The sequence below is a fragment of the Rhodococcus sp. SMB37 genome, assembly GCF_004345605.1.
Lineage (GTDB): Bacteria > Actinomycetota > Actinomycetes > Mycobacteriales > Mycobacteriaceae > Rhodococcus.
In genome coordinates, this window is sequence record NZ_SLVY01000014.1 from 142,835 (window position 1) to 158,656 (window position 15,822).

A 15,822-nucleotide genomic window follows, 5' to 3' on the forward strand; every position below is an offset into this window, starting at 1 on the left:
GGGTTGATCAGGCTTCGGGAATCGCTCTTCCGAAGGATTCGAGGGTGATGGCCTCGGGTTCCGGGCCGCCGCGCACGCCGGTGTCGAGAGCGTCGATCGATGCCAGTTCGGCGTCGGTGAGCTCGAAGTCGGTGACAGCGAAGTTCTCGGCGATGCGGCTCGGGGTGACAGACTTGGGGATCGCGGACCGGCCCTGCTGCAGGTGCCAGCGCAGCATCACCTGGGCGGCGGTCTTGTTGTGTGCGTCGCCGATCGCGCGGATGGTCGGGTCGTCGAGGGTGCTGCTGTTCTTCCCGTCGCGGTAGAACGTGATGCCACCGATCGGCGACCAGGCCTGGGTGAGGATTCCGTGTGCCTTGTCTGCGGCGAGCACTGCGGGCTGCTGGAAGTACGGATGTACCTCGATCTGGTTGACGGCGGGTGTCACGGTGGCGGTTTCGAGCAAGTGGTCGAGATGCTCGACCATGAAGTTGCTGACGCCGATAGCGCGGACCTTGCCGTCGGTGAGCAGCGTTTCGAGTGCGCGGTAGGCCTCGCGCGTGAGGTCGAACCGCGAGGGGAGTGCCTGGTGAAGGATCAGCAGATCGAGTTGATCGACGCCGAGTTTGCCCACGGCCTTGTCGAAGGCGTGCAAGGTGGCGTCGTAGCCGTAGTCGCTGATCCAGACTTTGGTCTCGATGAAGATGTCGGCGCGGTCCAGCTCGGATCGGCGAATCGCCTCGCCGACCTCCCTTTCGTTGCCGTAGGCGGCCGCGGTATCGATGTGCCGGTAACCGGTCTGCAGCGCGGCCTCGACGGCGGCGATGGTCTCGGCCGGAGGCGTCTGGAATACACCGAAGCCGAGTGCGGGCATGGTGACCCCATTGTTGAGCGTCAGGTCAGGAAGCGTGTTCGCAGGCATGGCCACCACGATAAGAGCGATTCGCAGAGCGTGGGAGGGTCTGACGGAACCCCCATTCGCCTGCCTGGGCTGTGCTGGGAGTAATACCAGTACCTCCCACGCGCAGCCTTCCGGACGTACCGTCGATGACATGGACCTCAAGGCAGAGACGGCGGAGTTCCTCGCCTCGCGACGTGCCCGGATCACTCCGGACGAGGCGGGGTTGCCCGCATACGGAGGGAGTAAACGGCGGGTGCCTGGACTGCGACGCGAAGAGGTGGCGATGCTCGCCGGGGTGAGCGTCGACTATTACACCCGCCTCGAACGGGGAAACCTCAACGGTGTATCCGAATCGGTACTCGAGGCGCTGGCTGAGGCGCTGCAACTCGACGAAGCCGAGCGCGCTCACCTGTTCGACCTCGCTCGCGCGGCGAACGCTTCCGGTGTAGCGCGGTCGAGGGCCCGTCGTGCATCGCCTGCGAGTGTTCGCCCGGCTGTGCAGCGCATCCTCGACTCGATGGAGAGCGCGCCCGCTCTGGTGCGCAACGGTCGGCTCGATGTCCTGGCGACGAACCTCACGGCCAGGGCCTTGTATTCGCCGATGTACGATTCGCCGGAGCGAATCGCGAACAAACCGGTGAACTCTGCCCGATTCCACTTCCTCGATCTCGATGCCGCGCAGCAGTATTGGGGAGACAGGTGGGAGAAGATCGCCCACGATGCCGTCGCAATACTGCGAGCCGAGGCCGGGAAGAATCCCTATGACTCTGCGCTCATCGCTTTGGTCGGCGAACTGTCCACGCGTAGTGAGGATTTCCGTCGGATGTGGGCCTCTCACGACGTGCGTCTCCATCGCAGCGGCACCAAGGTCTTCCATCATCCGGTGGTAGGCCGACTCGAACTTGCATACGAGGCACTGGAGCTTCCTGCCGATACCGGATTGCAGCTCAACGTGTATACCGCTGTGCCGGGTTCGCCGTCCGACGACGGACTCAAGCTGCTCACCTCGTGGGCGGCCACGACTCCGGCCACGACTCCGGCTGCGCCCGAACCGTCGGCAGAGGTCACTCGATCTCGGAAGGACCTGTGACGGACAAGCTCGACGACGTAGCTTGCATAGCTCGCATATCAGGCATATCGGCGTGAATTGTGCCTCATAGGTCCGTCTGGATTGGCGCACCTGTCCGGCTCCTTCCTAGCCTGGGTGGTTGTGTCGAACGGAACGGGATCGCAGCAGGTGGTGGGCGCCGACCTGCCTATTCCCGCTCCGGCTGCCCCTTGGTCGGCGATGCTGGCGGTGCCGCGTCACGGACGCCGGTGGCCCGGCGTCGCGCGGGCGGCGCTGACGGTCGCATTGCCCGGGCTCGTGGGTGTCGCGGCGGGGTTCGGATCGGTTGCCGCCATCGCCACCCTCGGCGCGTTCGCTGTGGTCTACGGCGAGGGGAGGCCCTACCGGGTGCGCTGGCGGGTGGTCGCGATAATCGGGGCGGTGCTCGTCGCCTTGGCGGGCGTCGGCGCCGTCGTCGGGTCGGAGGTCCACCGAGCTGTGGTCGCGGGAGGCTCGCAGTGTGGTCGATGGCGGTGGTCTTGACCATGACCGTGGTGGTCGCATCATGCGCGTTCGTCGTCGACGCGCTACGACTCGGCGCGCCCGGCGCATTCCTTCTGCTGTTCACCTTGGAAATTGCCTCCGTCCTGCCCGCGGCCGGAGCCTCGGTTGTGTCGATCGTGGCGTGGACGGCGATCGGTGCGGGCACTGCGCTCATCATCGCCATGTCCGGTGTCCTGGCTCGGCCCCGCACCCCGGAACACATGATGGTCGGTGCTGCGATCACCGCCGTGGATGCGATGGCCGCGGACAATTCGCCGGCCCACCGCCGCACCGCTATGCACGACCTGCATGCGGCGTGGCAATGCCTGCATGATGCGGGCATCGCCGATTCCGGGCATCCGCTGGCACGGACGCTGTATGAGGCTCACGTGCGTTGCGTTGCCGTCGTGGGCGGTCGCGACCGCGGTGAGGCCGGGCCCGCGGACGATCTGCGTCCGGAAGTGCCGCTGCGTCGGCCGTCGGTGCGTTACCGCCTCTCTCGCGCGGCGCACCTGCGAGCTCGGTCGACGACCATCGTGGTGCGGTTGCTCGTGGCCTGCCCGGTGGCCGGGGCGATCGCAGTGGCACTGGGAGTGGGTAGAGCGGATTGGGCGGTGATCACGGCCGCGATGATTCTGCATCAGGGACCGGACAGGATCCTCGGCACCTACCGAGCGGCCCACCGGTTCGTCGGCACCGTGCTCGGTCTCGCATTGCTGTCCGGTCTGGTGTTCTTCGAACTCCAGGGTGCCGCTCTCGTCGTGGTGCTGGCGTTGATGATGGCGGGGACCGAGAGTTTCCTGGTGCGGAACTACGGACTCGCGATGGTGTTCATCACTCCGCTTGCGGTGATCCTCGGGTCGCTCGGAACCATGGCTGACCTGACCACGGTCGCCCGAGACCGCTTCCTCGAAACCATCGTGGGTGTGGCTGTCGCGTTGGTCGTCATGTGGTGTGTGCTGCCCCGCGCTCATCGCCGGACTCTCACGTTTGCGGACGGCCGTATCCGCGACGCCATCTCGCGGATCAACCATGCGACCGACGGCAGAGAACTCTCCGAGCTTCGTCGCGATCTCGAATTCGACCTGCATGCCTCTACCGCGGCGGCCATCACGGCCGCGCACAGCGACCCCGCCTGGGCTCGCGACCACTGGCCGGAGCACCGTCGTCTGCACGAACTCGGCTACCGGATCCTGGCGTCGCCCGATTCGAAGTCCTGATCAGGAACCGAGCAGCTCCTGGAGATCGTCGAGCACGAGCATGGCGCCGGTCGGGCCGAGTCCGAGGAACCAGGTTTCATCGCTGACCCGTTCCACTCGTCCGTCCTGGACTGCCTCGATCTGGTTCCAGAGAGGTCCGGCTACGACCGCGGCTTCGCCGGTGTCCTCGGGTCGGCCGTAACTGGTGTAGAAAATCCGGTCGCCTGCAGCTTCCGTGATGGTTTCGGGACTGATCTCGACTGCCAGTTCCTCGATGTCCTGGATTTCGGGCCGGGGGAGCCCGACGTCCTGCAGGATCACACCGATGAACGACAGGTTCCCGTAGAGCCGGAGCCGTCCCGACATGAATCGGACGAGGGAGATCGTCGGAGACCCGTCGATAGACGCGCGCACTTCGTCGGCGCGTGCCTGGTACTCGTTCAGGGTCTCTACTGCGGCGTTCTCTTCTCCCAGAGCGTCGCCGACGAGGAGGAAGTTCTCCTTCCATGGAAATCCGGGCCTGATACTGAAAACCGTCGGCGCGATCTCCGAGAGCTGAGGATAGAGGGTGTCCGCTCGGAGCTTGCTGCCGAGAATCAGATCGGGTTGGAGCGCGCTGATCGCTTCGAGATTGAGGTTGTTGACCGTTCCGACGTCGGTGATGCCGTCGAGTTCATCGGCAAGGTAGGACGGTTGCCCCGACGCGCTTTCCGGGCTGGCCAAGCCGACCGGAGTGACGCCGAGCGACAGGACGTCGTCGAGTTCGCCGCTGTCGAGCACGACCACTCGTTCCGGCTTGCTGCCGATGACGGTGTCGCCGAGAGCGTGTGCGACGGTGCGCGGGAACACTCCGGGCTCGGCGTCGCTGCCCAGCTTCGCCGTTTCGGTGTCGGCGGTGCTGAACTGGGCCCCACCGGTCGCGACATCGGCGTTGCCCGCGCCTTGACTCGGCGTGTCTGTTGTACCGCAGGCGGCAAGGAAGACGGTCGCAAGGGCTGCGACGCCGACGCGTGACCAGATTCTCGACATGAAGGTGAGGCTAACTTGTCGGTGTTCGGTGACCATGCGGTGCCCCTGACCAATTTCCCGGGTGAGGGAACCAAACCGCCCTTCGATGCATCCAAGTATGTGACGGGGGAGCTTGCCTCCGTGCACACAGCGAAATCGCAAACGGAGGAAGAATGACCCAGCAGTTCCAGCAGCATGGCTTCCAGCACAGCGCGGCGCCGGAATATTCACGGCCGCCGTTGCCTGCGCAGAACACGGGCTGGGCGGTTGCCGCGATGCTCTTCTTCTGGCCGCTCGCGTTCTCGGCCTTCAGCAACTCGGCCAAGGTTTTCCCGCTGTGGATGATGGGCGACTACGAAGGTGCGCATCGCGCGTCGGCGCAGGCGAAGAAGCTCGGCAAGATCTCACTGATCATCTGGGCGGTCTTCATGGTTCTGCTCGTCGTCCTGTACGTTGTCGTTTTTGCGGTGGCTATGGCCAGTGTCGAGGCGGTGACCGACTACCCGTCCTATCGCTGAGTGATGGGGATCGGCCGCTCGGGCCGGCTGTTCGGTGCGGACGGAAATGTGGTGCGACAGAACAGCCATGGTGAACAATCCGAGGGCAAGATTTGGGAGCGCACCGAAACCGGACGTGGCGAAGTTCGCCAACGCATTGAGCGCGGTGAAGATCAGTGCGGCGGTCCGAACAGTGCGCAGGGCCCGCAGTGAGTCCCCGCGGTGGACGGCGATCATCGCAGGAAGGGCCATCAACAGCGTGATCGACGCGCTCACGAACAGGATTCCGCCGGTGATCCCCATCCTGTCGATCTCGATCCGAACGTCGTCGGTGTCGACATGCACGCCACCGGATACGAGCTGTACGACACCGAACACCACGCCGGCCGCCGCGGCCAGGACCATGAGCCACCCGAGGATCGGAACCCATCGGGGACTTCGGAAGAAACCGGGGATGAGACCTACTGCGAATCGTTTACCGGACTCGATGCGGTCGTCGCGGTGACCCGCGGAGTCGAGAATCATACGTATCCCGTCGACTGCGCGAGGGGCGCTGCCGAGTTTCTGTGCTTCGTCGAGCATGCGTGCGGCGGCCTCGCGTCGGTGCGGAGGGATCCCACCCGCGAGGCCGTCCGCGGCGATGGCCGCAGCGTTCGCGAGATACTCGGCTGCCGTGGGAGGCCGGGCGATGCGAATGAGCCGATTCGCCACCAGGACGAGGACGATGAGCACGTACATGATCTCCGCGGACGGACCGTAGAAGTAGTCGTTGTCCTTGGTGACGAACTTGCCGATCTCGTCGAGGAACAGGCCGAATCCGATGCCGCCGACCACCACCGCGAGCACCCGCGGCCCGAAACCGAGGAACAACCAACCGATCAGAAGGGCCGCCATCATCGCGGCCCCGCCGTAGAGGGCGTGCGCAATATGCAGTGTCGCCCCGCCCACTTGGGGATAGCCGGTCAGCGCCAGATACAGCCGAGTGACCAGGATCGTGATGATGGCAATGACCAAGAACGCTTCGGCATACGAACTGCCGTAGGCGGTGCGCAGTACATGCCGCTTCGGGCTATCGGATCTGATGACCACAGTGTGTGATTCAACAGGACAGACAACGCTTCAGCCGGCGAATCGCTGCCGGTAGGCCGTAGGGGTGGTGGCGAAGGCGGACACGAAGTTCTGCCGGAAGGTCACGGTGCTCCCGAATCCACACGTGGACGCGATGGCGTCGATACCCCAGTCGGTCGTTTCGAGCAGGACACGTGACTCGTGTAGTCGACGCCCGACAACCCACTGCGCTGGTGTGGTGCCCGTGGCTTCCTGAAAGTGCCGTACGAAGCTGCGTCGGCTCATCCGGGCGTGCTCGGCGAGTCGCTCGACGGTGAGTGGTTCGTCGAGATGTGCTTGCGCCCAGTCCATCGTGTCGGTGATGGCGGGGTCGCTGGTGGGTCTGTGGATGGGACGCTCGATGTACTGGGCCTGACCGCCTTCGCGATGCGGAGCGACGACAAGACTGCGAGCAACCTTGGTGGCGATCGCCGATCCGAGGTGCTTACGCACCAGATGCAGACACGCGTCGATCGCTGAAGCAGTGCCGGCCGACGTGAGGACATCGCCGTGGTCGATGTACAGCACCGACGAATCGACTTCTGTTCCCGGGTGCCGCGCGGCGAGTTCGGGCATCATATCCCAGTGGGTGACCGCTGCGCGGCCGTCGAGGAGCCCGGCGCCGGTGACGGCGAATGCGCCGAGGCACAGTCCGGCCACCATCGCGCCGCGCGCGTGTGCGCCCTGAAGCAGTGTCGTCAGCGAGTCGTCGACGGGTGTCAACGTCTGGGGCCAGGACGGAATGACGACGATGTCGGCCCAGTCGACCGTTTCCGGTCCTGCGATGCCGGCGATCGGATATCCCTCGACGGCGCGGATCGACCCGGGACGGTCCGACCAGAGGCGGGTCTCCCAGTCTGATGCGAGGTCGAGCCGTCCGAGTTCACCGAACACCATCAGCGGCGCCGCGAGATGGAACATGGTGATGCCGTCGAACGCGTAGATCGCAATTTTCACGGGTTGGCCCAATCTCATCGAAAGTCGGCATTTGTGCCACTCGTCGTAAGGGTAGCGCTGCCGAACAATCGAAGTCACAGGTGAGCACATCCGGAGCGCACCAACAGATATGAGGAGCAACTCGTGACCACGCCCCGCCGCGCCCTTGTCGTCGTCGATGTCCAGCAGGAGTACTTCGACGGACCTCTCGAAATCCAGCATCCGCCGCGCGACGAATCGCTGGCCAACATCGTCGCTGCGATGGACACCGCAACTGCACACGACGTGCCCGTCATCATCGTTCAGCACCGTATGCCCGAAGGGGCTCCCGTGTTCATCGAAGGCACGAAGGGATGGTCACTTCATCCCGCGATCGAACAACGCGTCGACCCGGCGTGGAAGCGTGTCGGCAAGAACTACGGAAGCGTGTTCGCCGGGACGGACGTGGCCGAGTGGCTGCGCGCACACGGCGTCGACACGATCACCATCGTCGGATACATGACCAACAACTGCGATCTCGCCACCGCCGTGGAGGCCGAGGGATTGGGCTTCGCGACGGAGATCCTCTCCGACGCGACCGGTGCGATTCATCTGGCCAACGAGGCCGGAAGCGTGTCCGCGGAGTCTCTTCACACGACGCTGATGGTGTTGTTGCAGTCGAATTTCGCCGCGGTGGCCACGACCGGGGAATGGTCGAAGGCGGTGCAGTCCTACGCGGCCCTGCCCAAGAGCAACATCGTCGAGTCTGCGCTGCAAGGACGTTCAGCGGTCTCCGCCTGAAGGTCACTCCACCTCGGCGAGCCCGTACTCGGGCCGACCGGCCGGCACATACGAGCAGATGCTGACGCCCGACTTCGTGGTGCGGGACTCGACGAGCGTCAGTGCGGTGTCGATCCCTCGGTCGAAAAGTCGCCGGCCCTGCCCTACGACGACCGGGAAGGTGAGCAACCGGTATTCGTCCACCAGGTCGTGGTCGTGAAGGACGCGGACGAGTTCGATGCTTCCGTGCACCTGTAGTTCGCGACCGGGTTGCTTCTTCAGTGTGGCCACTGCAGACGGGATGTCGTGGTTGAGCACGGTCGTCGGACCCCACGGCGGCTCGGTGAGCGTGCGCGACGCGACGTACTTGGGGAGGGTGTTGAGCGCGTGGGCGATCGGGTCCTCGGGATCGGTCGAGTCGGGCCACGACGCGGCGAAGATGTCGAACGTCTTCCGCCCGAGCAGAAACGCGTCGACCTGCGCGAACACTTCGTCGATGAATTCGCCGGTATCCTCGTCGAACAGTGGAACGACCCAGCCGCCCCGGGTGAAGCCTCCGCTGAGGTCTTCCTCGGGGCCGCCGGGCCCTTGTGCCACTCCGTCGACCGATACGAATGTCGTCACTGTGAGTTTCATGGTCTCCTCTTCCGGAAGGTGTCCCGAAGGTAGACCCGGGAGCTACTGGAAACTCATCGCCTTGACCTTGCGACGGTGGAGAACGGTGCACGTACCGGCGATGGCGGCGGTGAGCGCGCCGGTCGCGAACAATTGCGTGCGGGCGGCGCTGTCGAACAGGGCCAGCACCACGATGCCGGCGAGCAGACCGAGCGTCGCATACGACAGATACGGGAAGCCCCACATCTTCAGCGGCAGTGTGCCCTCGGTGCCGTTGCGCCGAGCTCGGCGTCGCAACACCATGTGCGACACGGCGACGAACGTCCACAGCACCAGAATCGTGGAGCCGACTGCGTTGAGCAGCAGCGGCAGCACCTTGTCGGGGTAGGCGTAGTTCAGTCCGACGGTGACGAATCCGAACGCCACCGACGCGAGCACCGCATTGCGGGGGACGCCGTTCTTCGAGGTGCGCCCGAATGCGGGATGCGCCGAGCCCCGGTGCGACAGCGAGAAGATCATCCGCGACGCACTGAACAGCATCGCGTTGAGCGACGACAGCAGTGCCACCACCACGATCACCGTCATCACCGCGGCCGCACCCGGTACCGCGCCGGCCTGCAGCACTGCGACGAACGGCCCGGTCGCGAGGTCTTCCGACGTCCACGGCAGGATTGTCACCATCACCAGCACGGAACCGATGTAGAACACCAGGATCCGCCAGACGAGGGTGCGCACGGCGCGGCCGACATTGCGTCGCGGATCGGACGTTTCGGCAGCGGCGATCGCGATGATCTCGGTGCCGCCGAATGCGAAGATCACGATCAGCAGGCCGGCAGCGATACCCGCGATCCCGGTGGGCGCGAAACCGCCGTGAGCCGTGAGATTGGCGAACCCGGTGGTGTCGAAGGTGGGCATCCAGCCCGCGATCATGGCAACCCCGATCGCGAGGAATGCGACGATCGCCGTGATCTTGATCGCGGCGAACCAGAATTCGACCTCACCGAACCGCTTGACACCCACGAGGTTCACGCCGGTGAGGACGACCATGTAGAACAGCGCCGACGCCCACTGCGGTATCCCCGGCAGCGCCACCGCGGTGATCGCTGCTGCGCCTGTCGCTTCGGCGGCGATCACGATGATGACCTGAATCCAGTACAGCCAGCCGATGGTGCGCCCCGCGACCGGGCCCAGCGCTGCTTCGGTGTGCGTGGAGAATGCGCCGCTCGCCGGATTCGCCGCCGCCATCTCGCCCATCATCCGCATGATGAACACCACGAGCACGGCCGCGACCAGGAACGAGATCAGGATCGCCGGGCCGGCGACCGCGATGCCCGCGCCGGAGCCGACGAACAGACCCGCTCCGATCGCGCCGCCGAGGCTCATCATCACGAGCTGGCGAGGCTTCATCGCGCGGTGTAGTCCCGCGGGTTCGGCGGTGGCGGCCGGTGCGGCGACCAGGGTGTCAGTCATCGATACGCTCCCCTGCAGGGACGAGCTGGTCGAGGGCGATCTCGAACGCCGTCGCAGCGAGGCCGGTGCGCTCGGGTGAGCGGCCGTGGCAGCGTCGCAGCGCGGTCGCGATGGTGTCGGAGACATCGCCGAAGATCGCGGCGTCGGACACTTCCACTTCACCCTCCATGAGCTGGGCGAATGCACGGGCCATGCCGCAGTTGGCGATGAAATCCGGGATGACGGCAACAGACTTGTCGGCGTGTTCGTATGTCGGGCCGTAGAAGATCTCGTCGTCGGCGAACGGAACATTGGCACCGCTCGCGATCACCTCGAGTCCTGCAGTGACCATCCGGTCGACCTGCTCGCGGGTGACGAGACGGCTTGCAGCGCAGGGGAGGAAGATCTCGGCGCCGAGATCCCAGATCTGCTCGTTCACCTCGGCGAAGGGCAGCATGCGGTCGCTGCGCAAGGCGTTGCCGTTGCGGGTGAGCAACAAGGTGCGGATCTCGTCGAGCGACAGGCCCTCGGGCTCGAGGATGCCACCGTCGCGGTCGATGATGCCCACGATCCGGGCACCGGCCTGCGCGAGATAGTAGGCAGCTGCGGCGCCCACGTTGCCCCACCCCTGGACGATGACGCGCTTTCCTTCGAGACCTTCTCCGGGGTAGAGGCTTCGGTGATGGCGCACCGATTCCGCGACGCCCCATCCGGTGATCAGGTCGGCGACGGTGTATTTCGAGTCGAGGGCCGGAGTGAACCGCGAATCCTCGACCACTTTCGCGACGCCGAGTCGTAGCTGGCCGACGCGCTGGATGCGCTGGCGCTCGTCGTTGCCGAAATGTCCTGTGACGACACCTTCCTGAGGATGCCACAGGCCGTTGGCCTCGGTGATCGGGACGACCTCGGCCATCTCGTCGACATTGAGATCGCCGCCGGTGCCGTAGTAGGCGCGCAGCAGCGGTGCGACAGCGGCGAACCAGCGGCGGAGGACCTCGTCCTTGCGAGGGTCGGACGGATCGAAGTCGATGCCGGACTTGGCGCCGCCGATCGCCGGTCCTGACACCGTGAACTTGATTTCCATGGTCTTCGCGAGGGATTCGACTTCGCGGCGGTCCAGTCCACGCCGCATGCGGGTACCGCCGCCGGCCGCTCCGCCGCGCAAGGAGTTGATGACGACCCAGCCGCGTGCGGTGGTGTCGGTGTCGTGCCATTCGAAGACGATCTCGGGGGCCTTGTCTTCGAATTTCGTCAGCAGGTTCTTCATGGGAGAGAACTGTGACGGCAGTAACAATCTGCCCGCAACTGCGGTTCAGGCAACTGTGCACGCTGCGGAGGTTCGGTTGAGTACTGGAGTAATTTTCTGTGCAATTCGTCCAGTTGCGTAGGTTCCCGCTGGTGGATCGGGTCAACGACGATATGCGGGGGCCTTCGCCGATCGTTCGGGTTCGAGGGTCCGGAGCAGCGGCATCGCGCGGTAGTGCACCACTTCGGACAGCACCATGACGCTCGTCGATCGGGCGACGATCGACGAGCGGTTCAATTCGATGAGGGTCTGCTGTAGCCCGATGTGTGAATCGGCACCGATGCGGCACAGGATGTCGCCGGCGCCGGTCGTGGCGAAAGCTTCGAGCACACCGGGGATCGCCTCGAGCACGTCGGTGACTGCTTCGAGTGCGCCTTGAACGATTTCCATCGTCACGAATGCTTGGACCTCGAAACCTGCTGCAGACAAGTTGATCCGGGGTTCATAGCCGGCGATGACGCCGGTGTCCTCGAGACGTCTGAGGCGTGCCGACACCGTGGCGCGTGCGACCGTCAGGCGCCGCGACAGTTCGAGTGCACCGACCTTCGGATCGGTGTGCAGTGCCTCGAGGAGCGCGAAATCCAACTCGTCCAGTTGTACGGGCTCACGCATGGCGGGTCCTTCCCATCGAGCCGCAAATTCTAGACCGATTGTATAGCTGAATGGCGCCACTCCTGTGGATTCGAGCCAAACCGACCAGTTGGGAAAGGCGACGTTGCGCGACGACATTCCATGGGCTTTTCCTGGTGATACACGACACATCGACCGGTGCCGCGGACAGCGGCAGGAGGTTCACGACATGACGCTCGAATACACCCTCACCGACAGCGAGAAACTCGCCCACCTCGACGCCGACGAACTGCATCGTCTCGTCGGACTCGTCGAATACGACAGTGAGAGTGACCCGTTCCCGGTGAGTGGCTGGGACGCGGTGGTGTGGGTGGTCGGCAACGCGACCCAGACCGCCCACTACTTCCAGTCCGTCTACGGAATGGAACTCGTCGCGTATTCCGGCCCGAACACCGGAAATCGAGACCATCACGCGTACGTATTGCGCAGCGGTGCTGTACGATTCGTGATCAAGGGTGCGGTCGACCCGAACAGTGCGCTGATCGAGCATCACCGACTCCACGGTGACGGCGTCGTCGACATCGCACTGCAAGTGCCCGACGTCGACAAGTGCATCGAGCATGCCCGCCTGCAGGGCGCGACGATCATCGAAGAACCCCGCGACATCGCGGACGAGCACGGCACTGTGCGTACCGCGGCCATCGCGACGTACGGCGACACCCGGCACACGCTCGTCGACCGGTCGCGCTACAACGGGCCTTACCTGCCCGGATACGTCGAGCGCACGTCCACCTTCCGTAAACGTGACGGTGCTCCGAAGCGGCTGTTCCAGGCCCTCGACCACGTGGTCGGCAACGTCGAACTCGGCCGGATGGACGAGTGGGTCGGTTTCTACAACCGCGTCATGGGGTTCACGAACATGGCCGAATTCGTCGGCGACGACATCGCCACCGACTATTCGGCGCTCATGAGCAAGGTGGTGTGCAACGGCAATCACCGCGTGAAGTTCCCGCTCAACGAGCCGGCGATCGCCAAGAAGCGGTCGCAGATCGACGAGTATCTCGACTTCTATCAGGGTCCGGGAGCGCAGCATCTTGCGTTGGCCACCAACGACATTCTCACCACGGTCGATCAGTTGCGAGATGAGGGCGTCGAATTTCTCGCCACCCCCGACGCGTACTACGAGGATCCTGAACTGCGTGCGCGCATCGGTGAGGTGCGCGTGCCGATCGAGGAGCTCAAGAAGCGGGGGATCCTCGTCGACCGCGACGAAGACGGCTATCTGCTGCAGATCTTCACCAAGCCGATCGGTGACCGTCCGACCGTGTTCTTCGAACTGATCGAGCGCCACGGATCGCTCGGTTTCGGGAAGGGCAACTTCAAGGCTCTCTTCGAAGCGATCGAGCGGGAGCAGGCTGCGCGCGGCAATTTCTGATCGCGCGATGAGTTCCTCGCGTCGGACGGGTCTGCCCTGGCAGAAACTCCGAGTGAAGGGACCGACCGATGCCGAAGTCTGCACACCCCTATGTTGCTGGGGAACGGCGGGATCTCCTCGAGGTGCTCGACCGGCTCGACGAGCGGCAGTGGGATGTCGCGTCGTTGTGCGAGGGGTGGAGGATCCGAGAGGTGCTCGCGCACACCACCACAGCGTTTCGCTACAGCATTCCGAGACTTGCGCTCGCCATGGTGAAGGCGCGGGGCGACATCAACCGCGCGTCCGACGCGTGCGCCCGCGCCGACACGCGCGCATTGTCCGACGCGGAGCTGCTCGACAGTCTGCGGACGAATATCGAGCATCCGTGGCATCCGCCGGGTGATGGACCGGAAGGGACGCTGTTCCACGAAGTGGTCCATGGCCTCGACATGACCGTCGCGCTCGGGATCGACCGCACCGTGCCGCGCGAGCGAATCGAAATGATGATCGGATCATTGCAGCCCAAGGCCATCGACTTCTTCGGTGCCGACCTGACCGGTGTTCGTCTGCAGGCCGATGATCACGACTGGTCGTACGGCACCGGTTCCACCGTCACCGGATCGGCGCAGCATCTCCTGCTGGTTTTGGCCGGCCGGACCCTGCCACCGGGTCTGTTGTCGGGAGAGCAGAGCGGGCGGTTCACCGCAGGGGCGTGAACCGCCCGCTAGGATTCAGGCGAGCTGCGTGAGTTGGACGCGCAGCGCCTGCTCGGTCTGTCGTACGGCCGTGCCCACGATCGGCTCGATGAGCTTGCCGAGGGCACGGCCGGCGAGTCCTCCGGGAAGTTCGTAACCGAAGACGACGTCCAGGCGTGCCTGCCGGTCGTCGAGTTCGGTGAACCTCCACGACGATGACGTCCGGAACCCCGAGATCGACGACAACACGATCGCCTTGCGGTGTTCCCACTCGACGATCTCGACGCGGGAATCGAGGTTCTTCGGGCCGACCCGCATGGTGGCATCGAACGTCGCGCCGAGTCCCTGGATCTGTGCTCCGACCGGCTCGAATCGGACGACGCCGAACATCCAGTCGGGGACGGTGCGGTGGTCGTCGATGTAGTCGAACGCGACGTCGACGGGAACCTCCGCGACGGCGGTGTGGTGGACCTCGATCATGGCGGGTGGGTTCCCTTTCAAGATTTGTTCCTGTTACGAACAGTAGCTGTTACCTTTCGGCGCGGGAAGGGATGCGCACGAATTTTTCCCCGAAATGTCGGAAAACCTGTTTCACTCTCCGATGGATCACGTGGTTCCCATCACTCAGGAGGCTCGGTGAAGGTAAAAGCGGCAGTCATCAAGGGCGTAAACCAGCCGTGGGAGATCGAAGAGATCGATCTCGGCGACCCGGTGGCGGGTGAAGTGCAGGTCAAGCTCGCGGCGTCGGGTCTGTGCCACTCCGACGAGCATCTGCGGACCGGGGCCTCACCGCTTCCGTCGTTCCCTGCGCTCGGCGGTCACGAGGGGGCCGGCGTTGTCACCAAGGTCGGACCGGGCGTGACCAGCGTGGAGGAGGGCGATCATGTCGTTCTCGCGTTCATCCCGGCATGCGGGCGGTGTCGCTCGTGCGCGAAGGGGTTGCAGAACATCTGCGACGAGGGTGCCGGACTCCTCACCGGAAAGGCGATTTCCGACAAAACCAATCGTGTGACGCTGGGCGGCGAGCCGGTCATCCAGATGTGCCTGCTCGGCACCTTCGCCCCGTACGTCACGGTCAACGAGGCCTCGGTCATCAAGATCGAGAAGGACATCCCTCTCGATAAGGCGGCGCTTCTCGGCTGCGGCGTTGCGACCGGCTGGGGATCGGCTACGGCGATCGGCGGAACCAAGGTCGGTGACGCGGTGGTGGTCATCGGCGTCGGTGGCGTCGGTATCAATTCCGTGCAGGGTGCTGCCCACGCGGGTGCGCGCTTCGTGATCGCGATCGACCCCGTCGAATTCAAGCGGGACAAGGCGAAGGAGTTCGGCGCGACACACACGTTCGCGTCGCTCGAGGAAGCTGCGCCCGTGATCGGTGAAATCACTTGGGGTGCAATGGCTGACGTCACGATCATCACCGTCGGTGAAATCCACGGCGACATGATCGCGCCGGCGCTCGCGGTGACGGCGAAAGGTGGCCAGGTGGTGGTCGTCGGTATGGGCGACGCGCGGGATACCGAGGTCACCATGAGCCTGTTCGAGCTCACGCTGTTGCAGAAGCGGGTGCAGGGCGCGATCTTCGGCGGTGTCGGGCCGCGTTCGCAGATCCCGAAGCTGCTCGAGCTGTACCGCAACGACCAGCTCGAACTCGACGGTCTCGTCACCAAGACCTACAAACTCGAAGACATCAACGAGGGTTATGCCGACATGCTTGCCGGCAAGAACCTGCGCGGTGTCATCGTCTACGGCGACGACGACTACTGAGTCCGTGGGGACGGCCGTCCTTTACCGTGATG

15 protein-coding genes and 1 pseudogene are annotated in these 15,822 nt (G+C 64.6%); 7 read left to right on the forward strand and 9 right to left on the reverse strand.

All coding sequences use genetic code 11. The features are described from left to right. Positions 1-7: 7 nt before the first annotated feature. On the reverse strand, positions 8-901 hold the full coding sequence (locus EV641_RS21280; RefSeq protein ID WP_054716543.1) for an aldo/keto reductase: 894 nt from the start codon (positions 899-901) through the stop codon (positions 8-10). Between the two features lie 130 nt (positions 902-1,031). Here EV641_RS21280 and EV641_RS21285 point away from each other — a divergent pair, with 130 nt between their 5' ends. Together EV641_RS21285 and EV641_RS21290 are read left to right on the forward strand one after the other, a co-directional pair. Beyond that, positions 1,032-1,970, forward strand: coding sequence for a helix-turn-helix transcriptional regulator (locus EV641_RS21285; RefSeq protein WP_054716539.1), 939 nt, complete (start codon positions 1,032-1,034; stop codon positions 1,968-1,970). A 120-nt stretch (positions 1,971-2,090) separates the two neighbouring features. Beyond that, positions 2,091-3,691 (forward strand): annotated as a pseudogene (locus EV641_RS21290) (FUSC family protein). Here the strand turns inward: EV641_RS21290 and EV641_RS21295 are convergent. Beyond that, complete coding sequence (locus EV641_RS21295; RefSeq protein ID WP_132474320.1) at positions 3,692-4,699, reverse strand: iron-siderophore ABC transporter substrate-binding protein; 1,008 nt, start codon at positions 4,697-4,699, stop codon at positions 3,692-3,694. It lies immediately after the preceding pseudogene. A 152-nt stretch (positions 4,700-4,851) separates the two neighbouring features. Between EV641_RS21295 and EV641_RS21300 the strand changes: the two genes are divergently transcribed. Continuing rightward, on the forward strand, positions 4,852-5,196 hold the full coding sequence (locus EV641_RS21300; RefSeq protein ID WP_132474322.1) for a CD225/dispanin family protein: 345 nt from the start codon (positions 4,852-4,854) through the stop codon (positions 5,194-5,196). Here the strand turns inward: EV641_RS21300 and EV641_RS21305 are convergent. Beyond that, a complete protein-coding gene (locus EV641_RS21305; RefSeq protein ID WP_241997389.1) occupies positions 5,083-6,264 on the reverse strand; it encodes a hypothetical protein in 1,182 nt (393 codons plus the stop codon). The two genes, EV641_RS21300 and EV641_RS21305, sit on opposite strands and share 114 nt — an antisense overlap. 30 nt (positions 6,265-6,294) lie before the next feature. Then, the gene (locus tag EV641_RS21310; protein ID WP_132474324.1) at positions 6,295-7,239 is read right to left on the reverse strand and encodes a helix-turn-helix domain-containing protein; all 945 of its coding nucleotides are present in this window, start codon (positions 7,237-7,239) and stop codon (positions 6,295-6,297) included. A gap of 123 nt (positions 7,240-7,362) precedes the next feature. Here EV641_RS21310 and EV641_RS21315 point away from each other — a divergent pair, with 123 nt between their 5' ends. Then, positions 7,363-7,998: an isochorismatase family protein gene (locus EV641_RS21315; protein ID WP_132474326.1), complete on the forward strand. Its 636-nt coding sequence runs from the start codon at positions 7,363-7,365 to the stop codon at positions 7,996-7,998. Positions 7,999-8,001: 3 nt separating this feature from the next. Here the strand turns inward: EV641_RS21315 and EV641_RS21320 are convergent, their stop codons facing one another. From EV641_RS21320 to EV641_RS21335, 4 genes are all read right to left on the reverse strand, one after another. After that, positions 8,002-8,613, reverse strand: coding sequence for a dihydrofolate reductase family protein (locus tag EV641_RS21320; protein WP_054719910.1), 612 nt, complete (start codon positions 8,611-8,613; stop codon positions 8,002-8,004). Between the two features lie 42 nt (positions 8,614-8,655). After that, entirely contained in the window at positions 8,656-10,062 is a 1,407-nt protein-coding gene (locus EV641_RS21325) for an amino acid permease (protein ID WP_132474328.1), read from the reverse strand. Beyond that, the gene (locus EV641_RS21330) at positions 10,055-11,308 is read right to left on the reverse strand and encodes a Glu/Leu/Phe/Val dehydrogenase dimerization domain-containing protein (RefSeq protein ID WP_132474330.1); all 1,254 of its coding nucleotides are present in this window, start codon (positions 11,306-11,308) and stop codon (positions 10,055-10,057) included. Before EV641_RS21330 ends, EV641_RS21325 begins: the two co-directional genes overlap by 8 nt. A 141-nt stretch (positions 11,309-11,449) precedes the next feature. Beyond that, positions 11,450-11,959: an Lrp/AsnC ligand binding domain-containing protein gene (locus EV641_RS21335; protein ID WP_132474332.1), complete on the reverse strand. Its 510-nt coding sequence runs from the start codon at positions 11,957-11,959 to the stop codon at positions 11,450-11,452. Positions 11,960-12,146: 187 nt separating this feature from the next. Here EV641_RS21335 and hppD point away from each other — a divergent pair, with 187 nt between their 5' ends. Beyond that, entirely contained in the window at positions 12,147-13,352 is a 1,206-nt protein-coding gene (gene hppD, locus EV641_RS21340; RefSeq protein WP_132474334.1) for a 4-hydroxyphenylpyruvate dioxygenase, read from the forward strand. A 68-nt stretch (positions 13,353-13,420) separates the two neighbouring features. Further along, entirely contained in the window at positions 13,421-14,047 is a 627-nt protein-coding gene (locus EV641_RS21345; protein WP_132474336.1) for a maleylpyruvate isomerase family mycothiol-dependent enzyme, read from the forward strand. Between the two features lie 15 nt (positions 14,048-14,062). Here EV641_RS21345 and EV641_RS21350 read toward each other — a convergent pair whose 3' ends face one another. Then, positions 14,063-14,506, reverse strand: a complete 444-nt coding sequence (locus EV641_RS21350) for an SRPBCC family protein (RefSeq protein ID WP_054715937.1) — start codon at positions 14,504-14,506, stop codon at positions 14,063-14,065. 156 nt (positions 14,507-14,662) lie between these two features. On the opposite strand from EV641_RS21350, the gene EV641_RS21355 reads away from it, so the two are divergent. Further along, positions 14,663-15,790: an NDMA-dependent alcohol dehydrogenase gene (locus EV641_RS21355; protein WP_132474338.1), complete on the forward strand. Its 1,128-nt coding sequence runs from the start codon at positions 14,663-14,665 to the stop codon at positions 15,788-15,790. Positions 15,791-15,822: the final 32 nt, after the last annotated feature.